We start from the raw sequence: 23,181 nt of genomic DNA on the forward strand, positions 1-23,181 counted from the left end.
GAGCGGGGGTCTGGGGGCGGAGCCCCCAGTTCGGGAAGGGGCGGGTCTGGGGCGCTCCCCGCGAGGGCCCCGCCCCCTACTTGTCCGTGTCCCGGTCCCGGTCCCGGTCCTTGTCCTTGTCCAGGCCCTTCAGGAACTCCGGGTTGTCGTCGGGGGCCACCCAGCCGCCGCCGCGGGCTCCGGCGGGGCGCCGCTTCTTGCCCGTCACGAACCACGCGATCGGACCGAGGAGAATCTCGCCGAAGAGCAGGACGATGATGATCCACACCACCTTCGGCAGGTGCCGGACCTCTTTTTCGGGGGTGTTCAGTACGTCGATGAACGCGTAGATCCACACGGCCAGGACCAGCAGGAACGGCAGATACCTGAGCATGTGTCGGAGATCCCCCAGGAAGCGGAGTACGGGCGCCGGGCGTACCCGGTGACCTGGCCAGGGTAGCCGGTGACCGATACTTGACCGCATGGCTTACGACGATCTCCGCTCTCTGCTGAGGGCACTGGAGCGCGAAGGCGATCTCAAGCGGATCAAGGCCGAGGTCGACCCCTATCTGGAGGTCGGCGAGATCGTCGACCGCGTGCAGAAGTCCGGCGGCCCGGCGCTCCTCTTCGAGAACGTCAAGGGCAGCGACATGCCGCTCGCGATGAACGTGTTCGGCACCGACCGCCGCCTGCTCAAGGCCCTCGGCCTGAAGTCGTACGGCGAGATCAGCGAGAAGATCGGCGGCCTGCTCAGGCCGGAGCTGCCGCACGGCTTCGTCGGGGTGCGCGAGGCATTCGGGAAGCTCGGCGCGATGGCGCACGTACCGCCGAAGAAGGTCAAGGACGCCCCGGTGCAGGAGGTCGTGCTCACCGGCGACGACGTCGACCTGGACCGGCTGCCCGCGCTGTTCACCTGGCCCAAGGACGGCGGGTCGTTCTTCAACCTGGGCCTGACCCACACCAAGGACCCCGACACCGGCATCCGCAACCTCGGGCTCTACCGCCTCCAGCGCCACGACAAGCGCACCATCGGCATGCACTGGCAGATCCACAAGGACAGCCGCAACCACTACCAAGTGGCGGCGCGCAGGGGCGAGAAGCTGCCGGTCGCCATCGCCTTCGGCTGCCCGCCCGCCGTCACGTACGCCTCGACGGCCCCGCTGCCCGGCGACATCGACGAGTACCTGTTCGCGGGCTTCCTCCAGGGCAAGCGGATCGAGATGGTCGACTGCAAGACGGTGCCGCTTCAGGTGCCCGCGCAGGCCGAGGTCGTCATCGAGGGCTGGCTGGAGCCCGGCGAGATGTTGCCGGAGGGCCCGTTCGGCGACCACACCGGCTTCTACACGCCGCAGGAGCCGTTCCCCGCCCTGACCATCGACTGCGTGACGATGCGGAAGCGGCCGCTGCTCCAGTCGATCGTCGTCGGCCGCCCGCCGACGGAGGACGGCCCCCTCGGCCGCGCGACCGAGCGGTTCTTCCTGCCGCTCCTCAAGATCATCGTGCCGGACATCGTGGACTACCACCTGCCCGAGGCCGGCGGCTTCCACAACTGCGCGATCGTCGCGATCGACAAGAAGTACCCGAAGCACGCCCAGAAGGTGATGCACGCGATCTGGGGCGCGCACATGATGTCCCTGACCAAGCTGATCGTCGTCGTCGACTCCGACTGCGATGTGCACGATCTTCACGAGGTGGCGTGGCGTGCGCTCGGGAACACGGACTACGCCCGTGACCTGACCGTCGTCGAGGGGCCCGTCGACCACCTCGACCATGCCTCGTACCAGCAGTTCTGGGGCGGCAAGGCGGGCATCGACGCGACCAGGAAGTGGCCCGAGGAGGGCTACACGCGCGACGGCGGCTGGCCGGACATGGTCGAGTCCGACCGGGAGACGGCGGCGAAGGTCGACCGCCGTTGGAAGGAGTACGGACTCTCGTGAGCTCTGCCTCAGCAGCACTCCCGCAGCCGGGGCGCACCCGGGCCTTCCTGCGCCTGGTCATGATCGAGCACTCGGTGTTCGCGCTGCCCTTCGCGTACATCGCCGCGCTGACCGCGATGTACGAGTGGGACGAGAACGTCCACTGGGGGCGGCTGCTCCTGGTCACCATCTGCATGGTGGGCCTGCGCACCTTCGCCATGGCCGTGAACCGGATCATCGACCGCGAGATCGACGCCCGCAATCCGCGCACCGCGCAGCGCGAGCTGGTCACCGGCGCCGTGACCGTGAAGTCCGCCTGGACCGGCGCGCTCGTCGCGGTCGTGGTCTTCCTCGGCTCGGCGGCGCTGCTCAATCCGCTGTGCCTGGCGCTCGCGCCGGTCGCCGTGATCCCGATGGTGGTCTATCCGTACGGCAAGCGGTTCACGAACTTCCCGCAGGCGATCCTCGGCGTCGCGCAGGCCATCGGGCCGATCGGCGCCTGGCTCGCGATCACCGGCGAGTGGTCGTGGACGGCGGTGATCCTGGGCCTCGCCGTGGGCGTGTGGATCGGCGGCTTCGACCTGATCTACGCCTGCCAGGACGTGGAGACCGACCGGGAGATCGGCGTCATGTCGGTGCCCGCGCGGTTCGGCATCCCGGCCGCGATCCGGGGCGCGCGCGCCTGCCACGCCGTCACCACGGCCCTGCTCGCCTGGTACGCCGTCGTCATCGGCGCGGGCGCGTTCTTCTGGCTCGGCCTGGTGATCGTCGCGGGTGCCTTCCTGTACGAGCACTCGATCGTCCGGCCGCACGACCTGTCCCGCCTCAACCGGGCGTTCTTCCAGGTCAACAGCTTCATCGGGATCGCCCTCTTCGCCTGCGCGCTGCTCGACCTGCTGGTGCGCGGGCTGACCGTCTGACCCGCCCGGTTTCCGCACGGATAGGCTTCACACTGTGAACGCAGGACATACACAGCGTAGGCCTTGGATCGTGGGGGTGTCGGGCGCGTCCGGCACGCCGTACGCCGCCTCGGTGCTGCGGGCGCTGCTCGACGCCGGGGAGAGCGTGGACCTGGTCGTGTCGCGGGCCTCGCGCCTGACGCTGCTCGACGAGACGGGCATCTCGTTCCGGGACGCGCACTGGCGCGACGACCTGGGGGAGTGGCTGGCGCGCGGGGCGGACGGCAAGCCCGGGACGTTCCGCGTCGACGTGGCCGACGTGCGGTACTGGGCGGCCGGCGACCTGGCCGCGGGGCCGTCGTCGGGCTCGTACGCGACGAAGGGGATGCTGATCGTGCCGGCGTCCACGGCGTGCGTGGCCGGGGTGGCGCTCGGACTCTCGAAGGACCTGCTGCAGCGGGCGGCGAGCGTGACGCTCAAGGAGGGCCGCAGGCTGGTGGTCTGCGTGCGGGAGACACCGCTCGCGGGGCAGACGCTGAAGCACCTGGTGAGCCTGGACGAGGCGGGCGCGATCGTGCTGCCCGCCTCTCCGGCGTTCTACGCGGGGGCGACGCACATCCAGGATCTGGTGGACTTCGTCGCGGGGCGGACGCTGGACGCGGCGGGAGTGCCGCACCGGCTGTACCGCAGGTGGGAAGGGGAGCTGGGAGGCGGCTCCCGTGAGGCTTGAGTGGGCGCGCCCCGACGGTGCGCGCCTCGAAGGGGCGCGGGGAACTGCGCGACCAGCCACGAACCACCCGCAGCCGGAGTCAGAACCGCACCCCCGCGGCGCGCTACCGCTTCTTGGCGACGGTGCGCTTCTTGGCCTTACGCGTCGTCGCAACGTTCGCACGCGAGCGGTTGGCCAGGTCCTGCAGCTCGCGCATACGGGCGTAGGCCATCTCGATCGTGTACACGGGGAACACTCCTGAAGGATTCGTAGGATCGTCGTTGATCGGCCGAGATTCCGAAAGATTCGCAGGGTCTCGACCCTGTTACGCCTTAGATTCTACACGTAGACTCGAGAAAACGCTAAATAATGAAAGGCTTAGACCTATGGACGCCGTGGACAGGCAGCTCATCCAGGCTCTGCGCGAGAACGGACGTGCCTCCTACGCCGAGCTCGGGCGCCTCGTCGGCCTCTCCGGCCCCAGCGTCACCGACCGCATCAACCGCCTGGAGGCGGCCGGCGTCATCACGGGCTACCGCGCGACGGTCGACTCCCCCTCGCTCGGCCTCGGCGTCACCGCGCTGATCGGCATCTCGCTGTCCGACGCCGCCGACCACGAGGACGTGGCGCGGCGCCTGCGCGACCTGCACGAGATCGAGGACTGCTGGTTCATCGCGGGCGACGACTCGTACATGCTCAAGGTGCGCGCCTCCGACGTGGACGGCCTGGAGCGGACCATCCGGCGGCTCAGCGGCACCAAGGGCGTCTCGCGGACGCGTACGACGATCGTGCTCTCCACCAAGTGGGAGAACCGGGTCGGGGAACTGCCTGAGGAGGTGTAGGCGCGGAGCGCCGAAAGGGGGCCCCTCCCGCCCGAAGGGTGGGGGAGTACGGTTGGTCGGGTCTGTCGCAGGTCGTCGGAGAAACAAGAGGTACGGCAATGGACGCAGGGCTCAAGCGCGACCTTGAGGAGAAGGTCCGCTCCGGGGAGCGGCTGTCCCGCGAGGACGGCATCGCCCTGTACGAGTCCGACGACCTGGCCTGGCTCGGCGGTCTCGCCCACGAGGTGCGCACGCGCAAGAACGGCGACGTCGTGCACTTCAACGTCAACCGGCACCTCAACATGACGAACGTGTGCACGGCGTCCTGCGCCTACTGCTCGTTCCAGCGCAAGCCGGGCGAGAAGGACGCGTACACGATGCGCATCGAGGAGGCCGTGAAGCTCGCCAAGGCGATGGAGGGCGAGAACCTCACCGAGCTGCACATCGTCAACGGCCTGCACCCGAACCTGCCGTGGCGCTACTACCCGCGCTCGCTGCGGGAGCTGAAGGCCGCGCTGCCGAACGTCTCCCTGAAGGCCTTCACGGCGACCGAGATCCACCACTTCGAGACCATCTCGGGCCTGTCCGCGTCGGAGATCCTCGACGAGCTGATCGACGCCGGTCTGGAGTCGCTGACCGGCGGCGGCGCCGAGATCTTCGACTGGGAGGTCCGGCAGCACATTGTGGACCACCGCACCCACTGGGAGGACTGGTCCCGCATCCACCGGCTCGCGCACGAGAAGGGTCTGAAGACCCCGTGCACGATGCTGTACGGCCACATCGAGGAGCCGCGCCACCGCGTGGACCACGTGCTGCGGCTGCGTGAGCTCCAGGACGAGACCGGCGGCTTCCAGGTCTTCATCCCGCTGCGCTACCAGCACGACTTCGTGGACATGCAGGACGGCAAGGTCCGCAACCGCCTCCAGGCCCGCACGAAGATGGCCTCCGGCATCGAGGCCCTGAAGACCTTCGCGGTCTCCCGGCTGCTCTTCGACAACGTGCCGCACGTGAAGGTCTTCTGGGTCATGCACGGCGTCGACACCGCGCAGCTCGCCCTCCAGCACGGCGCCGACGACATGGACGGCTCCGTCGTCGAGTACAAGATCACGCACGACGCGGACAACTTCGGCACGCCGAACAAGCTGACCCGGGACGACCTGCTCGACCTCATCCGTGAGGCCGGCTTCCGCCCGGTGGAGCGGAACACGCGCTACGAGATCATCCGCGAATACGAGGGCCCCAACCGCGAGCTGCGGGAGTCGCCGCAGCCGATGCGGCTCTGACCCGCCTCCTGCGTGGGCTCCTCCGCATGCTTCACTGGAGGGGCTCGTCCAGCTCGGGCTGATTCGGGATGCTCGGGCCTATGTCGGAACGGAAGAGTGGATTGACATGCTCCGCTACACGCTGATGCGCCTCGGGGTCTTCGCGGGCTGCTTCTTGGTCGTCTGGGGCCTCGTCTACTCCGGCATCGTGCCGCGCGGCCTCGGCGGCTCCAACCTGCTGTGGGTGGCCCTGCTCTCCCTCGTGGTGTCCGCGCCGATCAGCTTCGTCGTGCTGCGCAAGGAGCGCGACCGGGCGTCGGAGAAGGTCGTCGCCAAGGTCGACAACGTCAAGGCCAGCCTGGAGCGCAACCGCAGCCAGGAGGACGGCGCCGACGACGCCGCCCGCACCGCGCAGTCGTAGGGCGCGCACTCGTAAGGTTCGTCACACACGCAGAGAACCCCGGTACCGGAGCTTGCCGCTCCGCTACCGGGGTTCCGCCGTTTCTGGGACCCTTGGGCCCCTCCTACCTCAAACAAGACCTTTGATGTACTCAAAGTTCAAGTGTTAACGTGTTCGACATGGAGACAGCAGCAGCGCACCGCAACGCCATGAGCGTCCCGCTCGTGGCGCGCCTGCATGTCGACCTCTGCCGCTGCGTGTCCGCGGCCTGTCGCGTCATCTGAACGACTACGGCATCTGCACTGCAGCGGCGCCCGTGACCCCTTCGCGGTCGCCGCTCCTCACGTCCCCGTCATTACCCGGAGTGTGTCCGTGTCCGCGAATTCCGCGACCCCCACCGGTGAGCCGAAGCCCGGCTTCCGGATACCGAAGTTCCTCAAGGTGCCCTTCTGGGCCCAGATCCTCGGCGGTCTCGTCCTCGGCGTCCTGCTCGGCTGGCTCGCCCGCAGCCAGGACATCGGCTGGCTCGTCACCACCCTCTCCAAGGTCGGCGACACCTTCATCGGCCTGCTGAAGCTGGCCGTCGCCCCGCTGGTGTTCTTCGCCATCCTGATCTCGATCACCAACCTGCGGAAGGTCAACAACGCCGCCCGGCTCGCGACCCGCACGCTCCTCTGGTTCATGATCACGTCGCTGATCGCGGTCGTCATCGGCCTCGTCATCGGCCTGGTCACCAACCCCGGCGCGGGCACGGGCCTGACCCCGAAGGACGGCGCGAAGCCGGAGCACGAGGGCTCCTGGATCGACTTCCTGACCGGGATCATCCCGACCGACGTCATCACGCCCTTCACCCAGCTGAACGTCCTCCAGATCGTCTTCATGGCCGCCGTCGCGGGCATCGCCATCCTCAAGATCGGCGACGAGAAGGCCAAGCCCCTCCTGGACCTCAGCGAGTCCGTCCTCGCGCTGCTCCAGAAGGCCCTGTGGTGGGTCATCAAGCTCTCCCCGATCGGCACCATCGGCCTCATCGGCTTCGCCATCGCCGACTACGGCTGGAACCTGATCAGCAAGTACGCGACGTTCACCGCGGACATCTACATCGGCTGCGCCCTGGTGATGTTCGGCGTCTACCCGCTGCTGCTCGCGTTCGTCGCCAAGGTCAACCCGCTCCAGTTCTTCAAGGGCGCCTGGCCCGCCATCCAGCTGGCCTTCGTCTCGCGCTCCTCGGTCGGCACCATGCCGGTCACGCAGAAGGTCACCGAGCGCCTCGGCGTACCGAAGGAGTACACGTCCTTCGCGGTGCCGTTCGGCGCCACCACGAAGATGGACGGCTGCGCCGCGATCTACCCGGCGATCGCCGCGATCTTCGTCGCGCAGATCTTCGACGTGAACATGGGCATCAAGGAGTACCTGCTGATCGCCTTCGTGTCGGTCGTGGGCTCCGCCGCGACGGCCGGTCTCACGGGCGCCACGGTCATGCTGACCCTGACCCTGTCCACCCTCGGCCTCCCCATGGAGGGCGTCGGCCTGCTGCTCGCCATCGACCCGGTGCTCGACATGATGCGCACCGCGACGAACGTCGCAGGCCAGGCCCTGGTCCCGGTCGTGGTCGCGGCCAGGGAGAACATCCTGGACCGGGAGGCGTACGAGAGCGCGTCGGCGTCGCCGCTCGACGAGCCGCTGGACGAGGGTCCGCTGCCCGCCACGGCGTGACGCGGAACTGAGCGCCTGCCCCGCACCGGTTCGCCCGGTGCGGGGCACATGTGTTCCCGGGGCGGGGGGCGTTCGGGGGCGCCGTACGCTGATCTGTGGACGGTTGGTGCCGAAGACGGACGGTCGGGGTGGGACAGGTGAAGACCGGGGGCAAACCGGTGCGGCAGAAGCGGATGCCGCGGGCCGTGCGGGAGCAGCAGATGCTCGACGCGGCGGTGCGGACGTTCGGCCAGCGCGGGTACCGGGCCGCGTCCATGGACGAGATCGCGGAGCTCGCCGGGGTGTCCAAGCCGCTCGTGTACCTGTACCTGAACTCCAAGGAGGAGCTCTTCACCGCCTGCATCCGGCGCGAGGCCGCCGCGCTGACCGCGGCGGTGCGCGGCGCGGTCAGGCTCGCGGACCCCGCCGACCTGCAGCTCTGGGACGGGCTGCGGGCCTTCTTCGAGCACACCGCGCGCCACCCCGACGCGTGGGCGGTCCTGCACAGCCAGGCGCGCACGGTCGGTGAGCCGTTCGCCGCCGAGGTGAACGTGCTGCGCGCGGAGATCGTCGCCTTCGTGACGGCGCTGATAGCGGCCGCGGCGCGGGAGGCGCACCGCAATCCCGCGCTCCCCGACCGGGAGGTCGCGGGTCTCGCGCAGGCCCTGGTCGGCGCCGCCGAGTCGCTTGCGGGCTGGGCCAACGGCGATCCGACGGTGACGGCCCGGGAGGCCGCGGCGACGCTCATGAACTTCGCGTGGGCCGGGCTCGGCGACCTCATGGAGGACCGCCGCTGGTCACCGCCCCGGTAGCCCGGGGCACACCGTTCCCCACAGGTGGCGCCGCCCCTTCTGCCCGCGCAGCTCGAAGGCCCGGCCCTTGGCCGCGTACGTGACGGTGCCGGGCAGCGGTACCGGCGCCCTGAACTCGGCGGACAGGGAGAGGGGTTCGTCCGGCTCGTCCGCGTACGCGTGGCCGCGGCCGTGTTCCGCGACGCAGCGCGCGATCGTCCACATGCCGTGGGCTATCGGTCGGTCGAAGCCGAACACTCGGGCCGTGAGGGGGTGCAGGTGGATGGGGTTCCGGTCGCCGGACGCGGCGGCGTAGCGGCGGCCCAGGTCTTCGGGCAGGTGCCATTCGGCGTGGGTGGGGAGGGGTGCGGCTCCGCTGTCGTGCGGGTGTGTGCTGGGCTCGCGGGTCGCGGGGGCCTTGTGCCGGGCCAGGTACGTGCTGCGTGACTCCCATGTCGTCTCGCCGCCGACCACGGACACGCGGGTCGCGATCGTCACTTCGGTGCCGCGTCGGTGGGGCGCCAACTTCTCCGCGTACGTGGTGAGTTCGAGCTCTTCGGAGGGGCGCAGGGCGCGGTGCTGGACGATGTCGAGGGACGTGTGCACCAGGCCCAGGAGCGGCAGCGGGAAGCCTCGGGCCGCCATGAGGCGCAGGGCGGCGGGGAACGCGAGGACGTGGGGGTAGGTGAGGGGGAGCGGCTCGTCCGGGCCGCGCTCGGTGGCGAAGCCGCAGATGCGTTCGTACGCGACGAGGTGGGGGACGTCGACGCGGGTCCGCGTCGACTGGGGCGTGCCGGGGAGGGGGGCGTCGGGGCGGGGGCGCTTCAGGGGGGAGAGGGCGGCGGCCTTGAGGAGGGTGAGGGTGGACATGGGGGCCTTCCGGGAGGGGGCGGCGCGTCGGGTCCGGGTGCGGGCCGGTGGGTGGTTTTGTTTCCCACCCGCCCGCCCGTTTCCGGTCGGACAGGGGTGGGCGCCCCCGGTGGGGGCTGGCCGCCGTCGGCGGGTGCGGCTCCGTCAGGGGCCCAGGAGGCTTTGGCCGCAGACTCGGATGACCTGGCCGTTCACCGGGCCCGTGGTCAGCCATGACACCGCTTCGGCCACGTCGACGGGGAGGCCTCCCTGGGCCAGGGAGTTCAGGCGGCGGCCGGCCTCGCGGATGAGCAGGGGCACCGCCGCCGTCATCCGGGTCTCGATGAAGCCGGGGGCGACGGCGTTGACGCTCACGCCCTGCTCGGCGAGCGCCCGCGGTGCCAGCGAGCGGACGAGGCCCACGACGCCCGCCTTGCTCGCGGCGTAGTTGGTCTGGCCCGCGTTGCCCGCGAGGCCCGCGACGGACGCGGTGGTCACGATGGCGCCGCCGCGGCGCACGGTGCCGGTCTTCAGGAGGAAGTCGGTGGTGCGCAGGACGCTCGCGAGGTTCACCTCGAGGACCGCACTCCAGCGGTCGGCCGCCATGGTGGCGAACCGTCGGTCACGAGTGACGCCCGCGTTGTGCACGAGTGCGTGCAGGCCGTCGGGCAGCGCGGCCGCGATGCGCTCGCCCGCGTCGTCGGCGGTGATGTCGAGGGGCAGGGCGCTGCCGCCGACGCGCTCGGCGACGCGCAGGAGTTCCGGCTGGGCGGCGGGCACGTCAAGGGCGACGACATGGGCGCCGTCGCGCGCGAGGACGTGCGCGACCGCCTCGCCTATGCCGCGCGCGGCGCCGGTGACGAGCGCCGTGCGGCCCGCCAACGGCCGCTCCAGGTCCGGGAGTTCGCCGGGAACTTCGTCCATGGCCTCGATGACCTGCCCGCTCACGTACGCCGACTTCGGCGAGAGCAAAAAGCGCAGGGTCGGCTCGGCGGCGGTGGCCGAGACCGTGCGGACGAGCGTCGCGGTCCTGCCCCGGCCCAGCTCCTTGGCGAGGGAGCGGGTGAAGCCCTCCAGGGCCTGCTGCGCCGCCGCCTGATGGTGGTCGGAGGGGGACAGCGGCTCGCCGAGGACGACCACGCGGCCGCAGTCCTCGATCGACCGGACCACCGGGTGCAGCGTGGCGTGCACGTCCGCGAGGCCCGTGACCGTCGTGACGCCGGTCGCGTCCAGGACCACGGCGGCCGGGCGCTTCGTGCCGAACGGGCCGGTGTGGGGCGGCAGTCCGGCGCGGGTCAGCGCCTCGTACAGGCCGGGCAGGGGGATGTCGCCCGCCGTCAGGTGCAGCAACGGGCCCGTGAGCGCGGGGTGTTCGGGGGACCAGCGGCGCAGCGGTGCGGGCTGCGGGAGACCGAGTCTGCGGGTGAGGAAGCGGCCGGGCGCCGTGCGGGTGAACGTCAGATAGCGGTCGGCCATGGTGCAGCTCCCGGCTCGGTCTCGAATCCTGAATCCACTGCCTTGAATTTACTTTTCAGTAAGGTTACTGAAGGGTCAGGAGCTGGTCGAGAAACTGGCCGCAAAACCTTCGGCAGTGGTAGCGCGCCGGTTCCGCGTGCGCCCCACGGCCTTGAACGGGCGGGGCGGGGCGGTGGCGCCTAGGGTTGCCGGAGGGGGAACCGCACCTCTGGGAGGTCGCCCCGTGCGCAGCACCACGGCGCTCACCGGCGCCACAGCCCTCGCCCTGGCCCTCACGGCCCTCCCCGCGGCGGCGGCCCCGACGGCGTCCCCGACGGCGGACGCCCAGCCGGACCTCACCCGCTTCTACGCGCAGAAGGCCAGCTGGTCCGCGTGCGATCCGGAGGCGCAGCACCTCCCCGAGACCGTCACCGAGGACAAGGACGTCACCTGCGGCAAGGTCACCGTCCCCCTGACCTACGCCGACCCCGGCCGCGGCACCGTCGACCTCGCCCTGATGCGGATCAAGGCGAGCGGCAAGAAGCGCGGCTCGCTGCTCGTGAACTTCGGCGGCCCCGGCGGCGCCGGTGTCTCCGGCCTCGCCGACGCCAAGAAGGACTTCGGCTACCTGGGCAAGGGCTACGACGTCGTCGGCTTCGACCCGCGCGGCGTCGGCCTGAGCGAGCCCGTCACCTGCGGCGGCGAACCGGAGGAGGACGAGGTGTCCCCGGAGGACGCCGCCGCCGTCCTGAACAGCCTGCGGCAGACCGCCGAGCGGTGCGCCGAGGAGTCCGGCCCCGTCCTGCCGTACATAGGAACCGAGAACGTCTCCCGCGACATGGACGTCATGCGCCAGGTCCTCGGCGACAAGAAGCTCAACTACCTCGGCTTCTCCTACGGCACCCGGCTCGGCGCGGTGTACGCGGCGCAGTTCCCGAAGAAGGTCGGCCGCATGGTCCTCGACGGCGTCGACACGCTGACGGAACCCGTCGACGAACAGGCGCTCGTGGGCGCCGAAGGGCGGCAGACCGCCCTCGACAACTTCCTGCTGTGGTGCACCAAGAACCCCGGCTGCGTCTTCGGCGAGGACTCGCGGAACGCCCGGCACGCCATGGTCCGGCTGATCGACGACCTCGACGCGATGCCGCTCAGGTCCGCGGAGGGCGAGGAGTTCACCGGGCAGGACGTCGTGGGCGTCCTCGGTACCGCCCTCTACAGCAGGCAGGCCTGGCCCGCCCTGTCGCAGGCGCTCGGCGCGCTGCTCGCCGACGGCGACCCGCGGGCGCTGCTGCGCATGGGCGGCGTGGTGGGGCAGGCGCGCGCCGAGATTCCCGAGGACAACGAGGCGGCGGCGCTGATGGCCGTGAACTGCGCCGACGACCCCGACCGGCCCGACGCCAAGGGCGTGGAGAAGGAGATCGGGCGGCTCCAGGCCGAGTTCGACGAGGCCTCGCCCGTCTTCGGCAAGTCGATGCTGATGCCCGTCCTGCTCTGCTTCGGACGGCCCGCCGGCACCTCGTACATCCGCGACGAGGTGCGCGACGTACGCACCCCGAAGCTGCTGCTCGTCGGCACGCGCGGCGACCCCGCGACGCCGTACCGCTGGACCGAGGAGACCGCGAAGCGCCTCGGCTCGTCGGCGGTCGTGCTCGACAACAAGGGCGACGGGCACACCGGCTACTTCGGCTCGAAGTGCGTGCAGGCGAAGGTCGACGCGTTCCTGCTGTACAAGCAGCTGCCGAGCAACGGCAGTTCGTGCGCCGCCGAGTGAGCCCGCCGAGCCCCGGCGCGGGGCCCGGGGCCCTAGCGCGGGGCCGTGCGGGCCGCGTCGTCCAGACCCAGCATCGCCCGCTCGTCGGCGCTGCCCGGCTCCGCCTGGTAGGTGATGAGCCGCTGGCCGCCCGTGCGGGCCAGCTTCATGACCTCGTACGTGAGCGTCATCAGGCCCACCTTGGGGTGGTCGTAGGTCTTCGTGCCGCCGCTGCGCTCGCACACCTCGTACCGGTCCCACAGGCGGGCGAAGTCCGGTGACTTCAGCATCAGCTCGCCCACGAGCGCGCGCAGGCGCGGGGAGTCCGGGTCGCGGCCGCCGACCGCGCGCAGGTGCGCGAGGGACCGCGCGACGGTGTCCTCCCACGGCACGTACAGCTCGCGGCCTATGGGGTGCAGGAAGACATAGCGGGTGATGTTCCGCTCCTCGGCGGGCCAGTCCCACAGGCCCGCCATCAGCTCCCTGGCCGGGACGTTCGCGGCCAGCACGTCGCTGTACGGGCCGACCACGTACGCGGGCAGCGGGCGCAGCGCCTCCATCATGCGCAGGACGGAGTCGCGCACGGTGTCCTCCGTGGTGGGGTGCGGCTCCGTGAGCCGTCCCGACGCGATCTCCGCCAGCTCGCGCACCCGCTCGTGGGCGTCGCCCGACAGGTGCAGGGCGCGCGCGAGGGCGTCGATCACGGCCGGTGACGGGTTGGTCTCGCGGCCGCGCTCCAGGCGCGTGTAGTAGTCCACGCTCACGCCCGCGAGGATCGCCAGTTCCTCGCGGCGCAGGCCCGGTGTGCGGCGCAGTCCGGCCCCGGCGGGCAGGCCCGCGTCCTCGGGGCGGATCTGGGCGCGGCGCGCACGGAGGTAGCGGCCGAGCTCGGTACCGGCGTTCGTCTTCATGCGTCCATTGTCCGTGGTCGGAGGCGTTTCTGGGGGGCTGTGCCACGGCCAGGAACGTCACGGTCTGCCGGGGGCGTGCGGGCCGGGGGAGCGTGGTCGCACCGCAGCTTCCCCACCGGAAAGGGCCACCATGTCCGCCACCCTCGCCCCGTCCCCGCCGGCCACCGCGCAGGCGGGGCACGACCAGGCGCGGCGCCCGGCCCGCGCCGGCCTCGCCCTCCTCGCCTCCCTGCTCGGCTTCACCGTCATCACCATCGACGTGTCCGCCGTGAACATCGCCCTGTCGGACATCCGCGACTCGCTGCACGGGGGCATGACGGGCCTGCAGTGGGTCCTCGACTCGTACACGCTGATGTTCGCCGCGCTGATGATCTCCGCGGGGGCCCTCGCCGACCGGGCGGGCGCGCGCCGCGCCTACGCCTGGGGCGTCGGTCTCTTCACGCTCGCCTCGCTGGCCTGCGCCCTCGCCCCCTCCATCGGCGCGCTGATCGCGGCCCGCGTCGGCCAGGGCGCGGCCGCCGCCGTGGTGATGCCCGCCTCGCTGGCGCTGATCCGCCAGGCGTACGACGACGCCAGGGCCCGCGCCCGGGCCATCGCGCTGTGGACCGTGGGCGGTTCGGCCGCGATGGCGGGCGGCCCGGTGCTCGGCGGCGTCCTGACCCAGACCGTGGGCTGGCGCGCGGTGTTCCTCCTGAACCTGCCGGTGGGCGCCCTGATCCTGGCCCTGCTCGTCCGCGTCGCGCCGTCCCCGCGCCGCCCCGCACCGCTCGACGTCCCCGGCCAGCTCACCGCGGTCCTCGGCCTCGCAGGACTCGCCTACGCCGTCATCGAGGGCGGCCACGCCGGCTGGACCGACCCGCTGGTCCTCGGCTCCATCGCGTTCGCCGTGCTCGCCGGGTTCGGCTTCCGCGCCGCCGAGAAGCGGCACCGCGCGCCGATGGTGCCGCTGCCCCTGCTGCGCCAGCGCGAGGTCGGCGTCTCGCTGGCGGTCGGCTTCGCGGTGAACGCGGGCTTCTACGGCGTGGTGTTCCTGCTCGGCCTGTACCTCCAGCAGATGCTCGGCATGTCGGCCGTGGCCGCGGGCTTCATGTTCGTGCCGCTCGGCATCCTCATCACGACGTCGAACCTCGTCTCGGCCCGCGTCGCCGAGCGCGCGGGGCGCCGCCCGGTGATCGTGACGGGGCAGATCATCCTGGCCGTCGCCATGTTCGCGCTGCTTCCGCTGGGCGCGGGTACGCCGGTGTGGCTGGTGCTCCTGCTGCTCGTACCGACCGGCATCGGCGGCGCGCTCGCCGTCCCCGCGCTCACGGCCCTGCTGATGGACTCCGTCCCCGCCCACCGCGCGGGCACCGCGTCCGGCCTGCTCAACTCCCTGCGCCAGACCGGCGGCGCGCTGTCGGTGGCCCTGTTCGGCTCGCTCATCGGCGCCGACGGCGGCTTCTCGGTGACGGGGATGCGGGAGGGGCTCGTGGTCGTGGGCGCGGTGCTCGTGGTCACGGCGGCGCTGTCGGCGTGGCTGCTGCCGCGGGGCGGCAGGCGCTGAGCACCCGCCGCCCCGGCCTTGCCCGTCCTACTGGTCCACGAAGAAGCTGTCGTGCTCCACGAGGAACTGCCCGAACTCCTCGCCCCCTCGCCGGGCCGCCTCCGCGACGTTCTCGAAGTACGCCTCGCGCGGGGCGCCCGGCGAGAACAGCATCAGCATCGACATGGGCTCGTCGGACACGTTCTTGAAGGCGTGCAGCCCGCCGACCGGCACGTAGAGGAAGTCACCGGGGCCGCCGGTGAACCACTTCTCGCCGTTGTAGAGCTCCAGTTCGCCGGAGAGGATGTAGAAGGACTCCGAGATCCCCCTGTGGAAGTGGGTGCTCGGCCCGCCCGCCCGCGGCCCCATATCGATCTTGTAGAGGCCGAACTCGCCTTGCGTGGACAGGGTGGTGGCGAGGTAGTGGTAGTCCTGCGCCGGAGTGGTGTGGTCGGGCGGGGTGCCGGCAGGGCGGTAGACGGCGTTGATCTCGCCCTCGTCCCCGAAGTAGCGGGGGTCCGGGTACGACATGGTCGGCTCCTCGTGTGGTGGACCGTCGGTGGACCGAGGGCGATATCTTAACGGCGTACGAAAATTGCGCGAGGGTATTTCTGCCCGGGAGTCGGCTCAGCGCCCCGAGCCCTGCCACAGCGTGAGTGCCAGGGCCGTGCAGGACGTCACGGCCGCCAGGGACGGCAGCGGCCAGCGGGTGCGCTCCAGGGCGTCGAGGCGCTCCTCGTGCTCGCCGAGCGCCTTGTCGGTCTGGTCGGCGCGCTGGAGCAGCAGCGCCAAGTCGCCCCGCGTGGTGGCGAATCCCACGTCGACGGAACGGTGCAGACGCTCCAGCTCCAGGGCGATGCCGTCAGTGCCGGGGCTGTTCATGGGCGGCCCCCTCGTCGGTCTCGTCGGTCGTGGGCGGCCTCCCCGCTCGGCTCCGGCCGGTCGTGGCCGCGCGGCGCGCGGCGGTCGGCCTGGGACATGGCGGTGCCTCCTCCGTGTACGCGGTGATATACGGCTGCGCGGTCACGCGCGCGGCACGCGCAGCCGGTCCCAGCTGGTGCGGCCCGGGACGCCGTCGGCGTCGGGGCCCGCATAGCCGAGCTTGTGCTGCCAGGCCGCGTACGACCGCGCGTCGGCCTCGGTCCACTCGGGGCCGGGGCCGACCGCGTACCACCCGCAGCCCTCGGCGACCAGGCGCCGGCCGACCGCGGCGATCAGCGGGCTGCGGCGGCCGGGCACGAAGAACGCGGCGCCGGGGAACGCCGCGTACGGGGAGTCCGGGCCGTCCGGCTTGCCCGGCGGCCGGGTGCCGAGCCGCCGCGCGATCCGCGCCCGCACGGCCGTCATCGAGAACGACGGGTCGATCTTGCGCCGGGTCCACTCCTTGTGCGCGATGACGCTCGCCGCGGACCAGCCGTGCGCACGGCACAGGGCCGCCGCGAGCCGTTCCACCGCGTCGAGTTGGGCGGCCGGGTACGGGTCGCGGCCGTTGCCGAGGTTCTCGATCTCGAAGCCGTAGAACCGGGCGTTGCCGTCCACGGCGTCCGGGCCGGGACGGGCGGGAAGCTCCGCCTCGGCCCGCACGGCCGCGAGCACGGCGGCCGAGCCGGGGCCCGCGTGGTTGGTCCTGCCGTACCCGAGGAGATGGACCGTCCCGTCCTTGGCGATCAGGCCGACGCAGAGGGGCCCCGGCAGATCGGGCAGTCCGTGCCGGCAGGCGGAGAGGCTGTTGGTCCCGGCGGTGTGATGCAGCATCACTCCGTGCACCGGGCCCCAGGGGCCTTTGTGGTTGCGGTTGTGGGTGCGCCAGTCGGGGTGCTCCTGGGTGGGGGCGCCCTCGCGGCGGAGGGCGCGGACGAAGGCGGTGGGGGTGAGGGGTGTGGCCATGGGTCCTCCTTGGCTCACGGGGGTGTGGCGGGGGTGCGCGGGCGGGGGCGCGGGCGGGGCGTGGGGCCGGGGCTCACTCCTCCGAGGGCGGCGGGAGCGTGCGGTCGGGGTCCATGCCGTCGTCTCCGGCGCGCGCGGCGGGGTCGTCGATGGGCACGGGGGTGACGGGGCGGGGGCCGGGCGAGGGCTCCGGTGTCGTGACCCCGGGCGGCGGATCGTGCGGCGCCGGGTCCTGGGGCGGGGTGCCCAGTGGCACGAGGCCCTGCGGCGCCGGGCCCTGGGGCGGGTGCGGCTGTGGCTGTAGCTGTGGCTGCGGCACCGCGCTCGGGTCGATGGGCCCGTCGGGGAAGAGGTACGCGTCGGCGGGGACGCCGTTGTACGCGGTGCCGCGCAGGGTGAGGGTCTGCTGCGGCACGGAACCGGCCGTGTGCGTGGTGCGCAGCCCCACGACCCAGGCCAGCGTGTTGAGTTCGGCGCCCGCGGTGTCCACGACGCGGACGACGTCACCGAGCTGGATGCGCGGGTCGTACAGGACCTCCACCTCGTCGAGCAGGGGCACCGGGTAGCGCCCGGCGTTCAGCAGGGTGTCGGCGAGGGCGCGGGCGGTCGTCGCGTTCTGCACCCAGGGGGACTCCGGGGCGACGTACTGCTGCTTGCCGTAGTGCTGCTGGCTCGGCTTGCTCCACCGTGCCCAGCTGCGCTTCCTCGGCTCGGCGCTGGGCTTGATCGGGACGATGCGCACGGACGGCTTGCCGTCCTTGGTGACCGTCCACACCGGATTCCTGCCGTGGTTGGCGAACCGCACGATGTACGCCGGGCCCTCGCGCCAACTGCTCACGGTCACCTGGCCCTTCACCGACCGGCCACCGGCCCTGTCGTCGCCGAAGCGGACCTGGTGCCCCGTCCTCGGGTCGGCGTCGTCGACGACCATGGGCGGGCCGATGTCGTTCTCCTCCTCGGCCACCGCGTAGCTGACCTGGACGGGGGTGCTCGGCCAGATCTCCCGGATCTCGGTGTCCACCACGGCCTCGCCGGTCGTGAACCGGATGCCGGTCCAGTCCTCGTACGGCTGCTCGCAGTGGTTGCGGCAGGCGTCGATCTCCTCGGTGACGGTGAGCGCGGCGATGCTCCTGCGGGTGGTGACCGTCAGGGCCGGCTGGGCGGGCGCCTTCGCGAACCGGGCGGGCCCGCGCCAGCGGAAGACGCCGCGCTCGTCGAACTCGGCCGTGGACATGCTGACCCGGGCGATCTCCGAGATGACGTCCCACTGCGAGCCCGACACCTTCGGCACGTCGTACAGCGGCAGTTCGGCGTCGTCGAGGACCGCGCCCTTGACCCAGGCGCCGCGCTGCTCCCATGTCTCCCGGGGGAGGGCGGCGGCACTCTCCGCGACGCGGTCGGTGACCTGCACGCACTCGACGGCCATGTCGGTGGTCAAGTCGATCTGGCGGAGTTCGGAGAGCTGCTGGTAGGCGGCCTGGCCGGTGAACTGGTGCGCGGGGCTCTCGTGGTACGAGCCGTCGGGGCCGGTCAGGCGCGCCTGCACGGTGGGGCGCGGCCCCGACGGCGTGGTCTCGACCAGGAGGCCCAGATGCCAGCGCCCCTTGAGCGTCTGCAGGGCGGTGAAGGCCACCGGCTTGCTCTCGGAGGTGCCCGCCACCGTCCCCGACGCCATGGTCACCTGGCCGGTCGCGGTGTCGAAGACGGCCCCGACGGAGCCGAGCTGTCCGCCGACGCGGTCGAAGACGGCCGTCAGCGTGACCTTGGGCCCCTTGGCGGCAGCCGTGTTCACCCAGCACTCCATCAGAAACACGCTGCCGGGCATGACCACGCGCGAGCGCGGCATCCAGGACAGGAGGAGGCCCGGCTCGTTCGGCAGGAGCGCCATCTCGAACGGCGCGCCGTCGCGCGTCCAGGTGTACGTGGTGGACCTGGGCACCTCCTCCGGCTGGCCGTAGGAGGAGTTGAGGCCGCCGTGCAGGGAGGCGTACAGGAGCGTGAAGGGCGCCCGGCCGAGTTCGTCCGCTTCGGGGGCGCGCGGCGGCGGGCAGGTGTGGATGCCGCCCTGGCGCAGGAGTTCGTCGACGCACCAGGTGGCCGTGGCGACCAGCCGCCCCAGGCGGTAGCCCTGGTACGGGCGCGGCAGCGACGCGGGGCCGCGCAGGCGTTCCGCGCCGTCCAGGGCCTGCACGGTGACGGTGTCGCCGCCGGACGCGGCCGAGCGGGAGCGGATGGTGCCGCGGAACGCGGGCAGCGTGCGGCCGCCGGCGCCCGCCGCGTGCACGACGGACTGTCCCGGCCGCGCGACGTCGCCCGTGAGCCGGTCCGCCCACGCCGAGTACAGGCGCGGCGCGGGCACCCCGCCGTGGCCGCCGAGCTGCACCTCCAGCTGGGCCGACGCACTGCCCGAGAAGGCCCGCATGGCCTCCGGCAGGTCGGTGGCGTAGGCCCGCTCGACCTTCCAGGACTGCACGTCGGGGCCGAGCTCCTTGCCGCCGAGGCGGGTGGCGTGGGCCGGGCGGCGCTCGGGGGCCGCGAGCGCCGCGTCGAGCGCCGGGTCAGACGGTTGCACGGGTCACCTCCACGAGGTCGATGCCGACGTTGCGGTACGGGAGCCGGGCCGCCGGCACGTCGGAGTAGCCGGTGACGGACATCGCGGGGCAGCCGTCGCCGACGGCGAAGGCCACCGGCGGCTCGCCGATGGACAGGCAGGCGCCGCCGAGCGGGATGATGCCGGGGCTGTTCAGCTGGCCCTGCGGGGTGACGAAGGCGGCGTCCCTGGGGGCGGTGCCGGTGACGGAGACGGCGGAGCCGCTCGTCTCGCGCAGGGGTTCGCCGTCGGCGTCCTTCCAGGCGAGGCGCGCGACGGCGTCCGTGCCCCACGAGGGCGGAAGGAGCCAGGACACGCGCATGCCGGGCGCCACGGGCCAGCCCGGCCAGGTGCCGTGCACCCAGCCGACGACCGCGGGCGTCTTCCCGCCCACCGTCCACCCCTCGCGGACGAACCGGCTGAAGGTCGGCTCGCCGCTCACCGCGAACCACTGGTCGAGGCCGTCCTCACGGCCGCTCTGGCCCGCGGCCTGCGAGGGGCCGAGCAGGTTGACGGACACCGGGTCGAGTACCGCCACCGGGCCGGCCGCCCGCGCCGTCACCCCGTCGGACGCGCGCCGTGCGAGGCGCACCAAGTGCTGGGCGTCGTCGGGCTCCAGGCCCTCGAAGGAGAACTTCAGCCTGCGTACGGTGTGGAACGGCGCGAAGGTCGTGACCTGGCCTTCGAGTGCCTTGAACTCGCTGACGTTCAGATCGGCGCTGCGGTCCCAGCTCTTGGCGGCCTGGGGTATCTCCCGGAGCAGTCCGGGGGTGCCGATCCACAGGTTCCTGGCCATGCGGCTCACCTCCGTGCGAGCTTGCGCTGTCCGGCGAAGACGGCGCGGGCGATGGTCTGGGCGTCGACGTCCACGTGCACGGGGCGGTCGGCGAGGCGCTCGATGGCGGCGGCGAGGCGGTGCAGGGCGGCGGTTCCGGCCGGCCTTTCGCCGAGCATCCGCTCCAGCCTGCCGAGCGGGATCACGGCCTCGCTCTCGCCGCGCTCCGCGACGAGGGCGAGCGTGCCGCCCGGGCGGGCCCGCACCACGCCGCCTTCGGCGAGGTGCGGCACCGGAATCCGTGGCAGGTCGAACCCGAACCCCTTGCCGCCGAGCCCCGGCACCCAGCCCGGCACCTTGAACTTGATCCGGTTCATCGCCCCGATGAGGACGTTGAGGCCGCGCACCAGCTGTACGACGGGTGACCGGAAGGCGCTGACGACGCCCTGGAGCAGGGGCTTCAGGAACCGCGATGCGGACGACGAGGCACCGCGGATGCCCTCCCAGGCGGCGCTGACGCCGCGGCGCAGCAGCTTGGCGACCTTGTCCATGTTCACGAACTGGGTGATGAGCGGCGTCAGAAGCGTCATCACCAGGCCGAACGGGTTGGCGCGCATGGCGACGTTCAGCCCCCGCTGCGCGAGCGACGCCCCCTTGAGCCCCTTGCCGAGGTTCCCCATGGACTTCCCGCCCCGGTCGGCGTTCTTCCCCGCCTTCCCCACGGACCGCTCGACGGCGTCGGCCTGCCGCCGCACGTCCCGCAGCGCACCCTCGGCCTTGTTCGCGGCCCCGCGCAGCCGGTCGAGCGACGACTTGAACGTGTCGGAGCCGCCCTTGGCCCGGTCGAGCGCACCATCCGCCCCCCGAAGCCCGGACCGCAGCTTGCGCACGGCACCGTCCCCGCGGTCCGCGGCCGAGCGGAGCTTGCCGAGGGAGGTGTGGGCGCGGTCGGTGCTGCCGCGGAGCTTTCCCATCGACGTATGAGCACGGTCGGAGCCCTCACGGAGCTTGCCGAGGGCGGACCTCAGCCTGTCACTCGCCCCTTTGGCGGTGCCGAACTCGCCGTGGGAGGACGTGAGGGCGCGGCGCAGGCGACCGACGGCGGAGGCCGAGTCGCCCGCATGGGACTTGAAGCGTGACAGGGGCGTCGTGGCCTCGCGTGCGCCTCTTTGGAGGCTGTCCATACCGCGCGCGGTGGAGCGGAGCCCTCCGCGCAGCCCGCCGAGGCCCGAGGCGACCTGGCCCACTGCCTGTTTGAGGTTCATGACCTTTTCTCCCTTTCTCCTTACGAAGGTCAGGCGAAGGCGTCGGTCAGCGCGGTGACCGCGCTGCGCAGGACCCTGACGTCACTCGTCACGCCCCGGACGATCGGGCGGGTGGCGTCTATGCCGCGATCGGTGCGGTTCCTGGGGTCGGCCTGCAACCGGTCCCGCTCCCGCTCGGCGGCCAGCGCCGCGCGGCGGAGCCCGTCCTTGATACGCCGGACGTCGGCTTCCGTCTCATTGAGGCGCTCTATGTGGCTCTCTCTCCGTTTGAGAAGGCTCTTGTAGCGCTCGTCCTGCTCCCGTGATTGCCGCTGCTCCCTCGATTCGATTTTCTCCTGGAGTTTGTCGATCTTCTTCTTCCAGGGGAACTCTCGTGTGGCACCGAGAATGGTGATGCCTTTCTCGTCCACCTTGAAAAGAGAAAGGCCGACGGTGAGGGCGGCCACGCTGGCACTCGCGGCAGTTGCTGTGTGGCTCGACCAGGCCAGGGTGTTCGAGATCCCGCTCTGTGTCGTGCGCAGCCCCTTGAAGCTCTGCTTCAGCTTCTTGACGTCGTCCGACGTGTCCTGGATCTGGTCTTTCAGGTCGGCCGCTGAAGGGCCGATGAACGGTGGGACGGGTGTTCCCATCTCCCCCTCCTCGCAGGTGTGTTGATGCTACGGTGGCGCCATGACTCCGACTGGCGTGCGGGTTTTCCTTGTGGTTCCTGTTACCTGGCACTGGTATTTCGAAGCGCGCAGGAAATACTCCATCGCCTGGTATGCGAAGCGCGCCTTGGATGTTGCCGATGCGTTTTCGCCCGGAGCTGGCGTGGACGTCTTTCTGTACGGGAAGAAGGACGGCGAGGACCACACCTCGGTGCTTCGTACGGAATTGAAGCCCGCCGGGTTGGAATCATGGGTCAAGGACTGGGCTGTGCGCCCCAACGGGGATCCGGGTCCCCTTGACGATCTGAGGCCGACGAACCCGCAGGAGGACTTCTTCGGAACGAAGAAGGAGCGCTCCTACCCGGGACCGGTCGCCGCGGTGGAAGAGGTGCTCAAATGGACCGAGCAACTAACCGGAGACAAACTCATCATCTTCTGGCTGGACTCGAACATCGAGAAAGAGGAGTTGGTGCGAACCATTGCGCGTGCGGACAGGTCCGACATCTTCTGGCAGTTCTTCGGAGACGGTGATAAATTGTCCTACTCGTTCTGGCGCAAGGACGGCCTCGAACGGGGAGGTCTGGTGCCCAACATATGGACGAGGCGGGACAGAAGCTGGAGCCGTCGGTCCATAACCCGCGGATTCAGGAAATGGAGAAATCGGTGATCGGCCCTGCATTCGTTATATCCGTGTTCGCCGCCATCGCTCTTTTTCTCTCTGGAAAGATATATGCCAGAGGAAAGGCGTTAAGAGTGCGCGGTGTGCGCGCCTCCGTCTTGTGCGTCAATGAGTCCAGAAATGGAAACGGCCAGGTATTCCTCCTGGCTCGCCATGTTCTTGATGGAGGGGCGGAACTGCAGCTGGATGTCGGCCCCTTCAGGTATCCGCCCGCGAGAATCGGCGGAACGTTCGATGTCGTATACGACCCCAATGACCCGCGGACCGTGGAGACTCCGGAAAAGGTGCCGGACGGGCGTGCCGCGCTGATCTCCATCGGCGTGTGCGCACTTGTTCTCCTGTTGGGCCTCGTGCTTATTGCGCTCAGTGTGTGAAGCCCTTT

24 protein-coding genes are annotated in these 23,181 nt (G+C 71.2%); 12 read left to right on the forward strand and 12 right to left on the reverse strand.

What is annotated here, in order from left to right; all coding sequences use genetic code 11:
* Positions 1 to 76: 76 nt before the first annotated feature.
* On the reverse strand, positions 77 to 373 hold the full coding sequence (locus ACFWZ5_RS11555; RefSeq protein WP_384795403.1) for a PLDc N-terminal domain-containing protein: 297 nt from the start codon (positions 371 to 373) through the stop codon (positions 77 to 79).
* A gap of 88 nt (positions 374 to 461) precedes the next feature.
* On the opposite strand from ACFWZ5_RS11555, the gene ACFWZ5_RS11560 reads away from it, so the two are divergent.
* From ACFWZ5_RS11560 to ACFWZ5_RS11570, 3 genes are read left to right on the forward strand one after another with little or no spacing between them, the layout of a single operon-like run.
* Positions 462 to 1,916, forward strand: coding sequence for a menaquinone biosynthesis decarboxylase (locus ACFWZ5_RS11560; RefSeq protein ID WP_384795401.1), 1,455 nt, complete (start codon positions 462 to 464; stop codon positions 1,914 to 1,916).
* Positions 1,913 to 2,815 (forward strand): menaquinone biosynthesis prenyltransferase MqnP, encoded by a 903-nt coding sequence (gene mqnP, locus ACFWZ5_RS11565; RefSeq protein ID WP_384795399.1) that lies wholly within the window; start codon positions 1,913 to 1,915, stop codon positions 2,813 to 2,815. The genes ACFWZ5_RS11560 and mqnP overlap by 4 nt, the downstream gene beginning before the upstream one ends.
* A 34-nt stretch (positions 2,816 to 2,849) precedes the next feature.
* Positions 2,850 to 3,524 carry a UbiX family flavin prenyltransferase gene (locus ACFWZ5_RS11570; RefSeq protein WP_384795397.1) on the forward strand — a complete coding sequence of 225 codons (675 nt, stop codon included), beginning with the start codon at positions 2,850 to 2,852 and terminating at the stop codon, positions 3,522 to 3,524.
* A gap of 103 nt (positions 3,525 to 3,627) precedes the next feature.
* Here ACFWZ5_RS11570 and ACFWZ5_RS11575 read toward each other — a convergent pair whose 3' ends face one another.
* Entirely contained in the window at positions 3,628 to 3,750 is a 123-nt protein-coding gene (locus ACFWZ5_RS11575; RefSeq protein WP_384795407.1) for a hypothetical protein, read from the reverse strand.
* A gap of 139 nt (positions 3,751 to 3,889) precedes the next feature.
* On the opposite strand from ACFWZ5_RS11575, the gene ACFWZ5_RS11580 reads away from it, so the two are divergent.
* The 5 genes from ACFWZ5_RS11580 to ACFWZ5_RS11600 all read left to right on the forward strand — a co-directional run bounded on the left by ACFWZ5_RS11580 (position 3,890) and on the right by ACFWZ5_RS11600 (position 8,490).
* Positions 3,890 to 4,345 (forward strand): Lrp/AsnC family transcriptional regulator, encoded by a 456-nt coding sequence (locus ACFWZ5_RS11580; protein ID WP_384795395.1) that lies wholly within the window; start codon positions 3,890 to 3,892, stop codon positions 4,343 to 4,345.
* 98 nt (positions 4,346 to 4,443) lie between these two features.
* Positions 4,444 to 5,607, forward strand: a complete 1,164-nt coding sequence (gene mqnE / locus ACFWZ5_RS11585) for an aminofutalosine synthase MqnE (protein WP_384795393.1) — start codon at positions 4,444 to 4,446, stop codon at positions 5,605 to 5,607.
* A gap of 106 nt (positions 5,608 to 5,713) precedes the next feature.
* Positions 5,714 to 6,007 carry a DUF4229 domain-containing protein gene (locus tag ACFWZ5_RS11590; RefSeq protein WP_384795391.1) on the forward strand — a complete coding sequence of 98 codons (294 nt, stop codon included), beginning with the start codon at positions 5,714 to 5,716 and terminating at the stop codon, positions 6,005 to 6,007.
* A gap of 351 nt (positions 6,008 to 6,358) precedes the next feature.
* Positions 6,359 to 7,699, forward strand: coding sequence for a dicarboxylate/amino acid:cation symporter (locus ACFWZ5_RS11595; RefSeq protein WP_384795389.1), 1,341 nt, complete (start codon positions 6,359 to 6,361; stop codon positions 7,697 to 7,699).
* Between the two features lie 173 nt (positions 7,700 to 7,872).
* Positions 7,873 to 8,490 (forward strand): TetR/AcrR family transcriptional regulator, encoded by a 618-nt coding sequence (locus ACFWZ5_RS11600; protein WP_384795405.1) that lies wholly within the window; start codon positions 7,873 to 7,875, stop codon positions 8,488 to 8,490.
* Here ACFWZ5_RS11600 and ACFWZ5_RS11605 read toward each other — a convergent pair.
* Positions 8,476 to 9,339 (reverse strand): MaoC family dehydratase, encoded by an 864-nt coding sequence (locus ACFWZ5_RS11605; protein WP_384890663.1) that lies wholly within the window; start codon positions 9,337 to 9,339, stop codon positions 8,476 to 8,478. The two genes, ACFWZ5_RS11600 and ACFWZ5_RS11605, sit on opposite strands and share 15 nt — an antisense overlap.
* A gap of 144 nt (positions 9,340 to 9,483) precedes the next feature.
* Positions 9,484 to 10,794: a 3-oxoacyl-ACP reductase gene (locus ACFWZ5_RS11610; protein ID WP_384795385.1), complete on the reverse strand. Its 1,311-nt coding sequence runs from the start codon at positions 10,792 to 10,794 to the stop codon at positions 9,484 to 9,486.
* Positions 10,795 to 11,017: 223 nt separating this feature from the next.
* Here ACFWZ5_RS11610 and ACFWZ5_RS11615 point away from each other — a divergent pair, with 223 nt between their 5' ends.
* Positions 11,018 to 12,544, forward strand: a complete 1,527-nt coding sequence (locus ACFWZ5_RS11615) for an alpha/beta hydrolase (protein ID WP_384795383.1) — start codon at positions 11,018 to 11,020, stop codon at positions 12,542 to 12,544.
* Positions 12,545 to 12,576: 32 nt separating this feature from the next.
* On the opposite strand, the gene ACFWZ5_RS11620 is transcribed toward ACFWZ5_RS11615, so the two are convergent.
* Complete coding sequence (locus tag ACFWZ5_RS11620; RefSeq protein WP_384795381.1) at positions 12,577 to 13,434, reverse strand: helix-turn-helix domain-containing protein; 858 nt, start codon at positions 13,432 to 13,434, stop codon at positions 12,577 to 12,579.
* A 130-nt stretch (positions 13,435 to 13,564) separates the two neighbouring features.
* Here ACFWZ5_RS11620 and ACFWZ5_RS11625 point away from each other — a divergent pair, with 130 nt between their 5' ends.
* Positions 13,565 to 14,977 carry an MFS transporter gene (locus tag ACFWZ5_RS11625; RefSeq protein ID WP_384795379.1) on the forward strand — a complete coding sequence of 471 codons (1,413 nt, stop codon included), beginning with the start codon at positions 13,565 to 13,567 and terminating at the stop codon, positions 14,975 to 14,977.
* A 27-nt stretch (positions 14,978 to 15,004) separates the two neighbouring features.
* Here ACFWZ5_RS11625 and ACFWZ5_RS11630 read toward each other — a convergent pair whose 3' ends face one another.
* The 7 genes from ACFWZ5_RS11630 to ACFWZ5_RS11660 form a co-directional block, all read right to left on the reverse strand.
* Complete coding sequence (locus ACFWZ5_RS11630) at positions 15,005 to 15,487, reverse strand: cupin domain-containing protein (protein WP_384795377.1); 483 nt, start codon at positions 15,485 to 15,487, stop codon at positions 15,005 to 15,007.
* 96 nt (positions 15,488 to 15,583) lie between these two features.
* Positions 15,584 to 15,838 carry a hypothetical protein gene (locus tag ACFWZ5_RS11635; RefSeq protein WP_384795375.1) on the reverse strand — a complete coding sequence of 85 codons (255 nt, stop codon included), beginning with the start codon at positions 15,836 to 15,838 and terminating at the stop codon, positions 15,584 to 15,586.
* 141 nt (positions 15,839 to 15,979) lie between these two features.
* On the reverse strand, positions 15,980 to 16,843 hold the full coding sequence (locus ACFWZ5_RS11640; protein WP_384795373.1) for a peptidoglycan-binding protein: 864 nt from the start codon (positions 16,841 to 16,843) through the stop codon (positions 15,980 to 15,982).
* Between the two features lie 73 nt (positions 16,844 to 16,916).
* Entirely contained in the window at positions 16,917 to 19,415 is a 2,499-nt protein-coding gene (locus tag ACFWZ5_RS11645; RefSeq protein WP_384795371.1) for a hypothetical protein, read from the reverse strand.
* On the reverse strand, positions 19,402 to 20,229 hold the full coding sequence (locus ACFWZ5_RS11650) for a hypothetical protein (RefSeq protein ID WP_384795369.1): 828 nt from the start codon (positions 20,227 to 20,229) through the stop codon (positions 19,402 to 19,404). Before ACFWZ5_RS11650 ends, ACFWZ5_RS11645 begins: the two co-directional genes overlap by 14 nt.
* Before the next feature lie 5 nt (positions 20,230 to 20,234).
* Positions 20,235 to 21,473, reverse strand: coding sequence for a hypothetical protein (locus ACFWZ5_RS11655; protein ID WP_384795367.1), 1,239 nt, complete (start codon positions 21,471 to 21,473; stop codon positions 20,235 to 20,237).
* Between the two features lie 29 nt (positions 21,474 to 21,502).
* Positions 21,503 to 22,102: a hypothetical protein gene (locus tag ACFWZ5_RS11660; RefSeq protein WP_384795365.1), complete on the reverse strand. Its 600-nt coding sequence runs from the start codon at positions 22,100 to 22,102 to the stop codon at positions 21,503 to 21,505.
* A gap of 40 nt (positions 22,103 to 22,142) precedes the next feature.
* On the opposite strand from ACFWZ5_RS11660, the gene ACFWZ5_RS11665 reads away from it, so the two are divergent.
* Together ACFWZ5_RS11665 and ACFWZ5_RS11670 are read left to right on the forward strand one after the other, a co-directional pair.
* Entirely contained in the window at positions 22,143 to 22,787 is a 645-nt protein-coding gene (locus ACFWZ5_RS11665) for a hypothetical protein (RefSeq protein WP_384795363.1), read from the forward strand.
* The gene (locus tag ACFWZ5_RS11670) at positions 22,772 to 23,173 is read left to right on the forward strand and encodes a hypothetical protein (RefSeq protein WP_384890666.1); all 402 of its coding nucleotides are present in this window, start codon (positions 22,772 to 22,774) and stop codon (positions 23,171 to 23,173) included. The genes ACFWZ5_RS11665 and ACFWZ5_RS11670 overlap by 16 nt, the downstream gene beginning before the upstream one ends.
* Positions 23,174 to 23,181 lie beyond the last annotated feature (8 nt).

Origin of the sequence: Streptomyces sp. NPDC059003, assembly GCF_042740445.1 — a bacterium.
Taxonomy (GTDB): domain Bacteria; phylum Actinomycetota; class Actinomycetes; order Streptomycetales; family Streptomycetaceae; genus Streptomyces.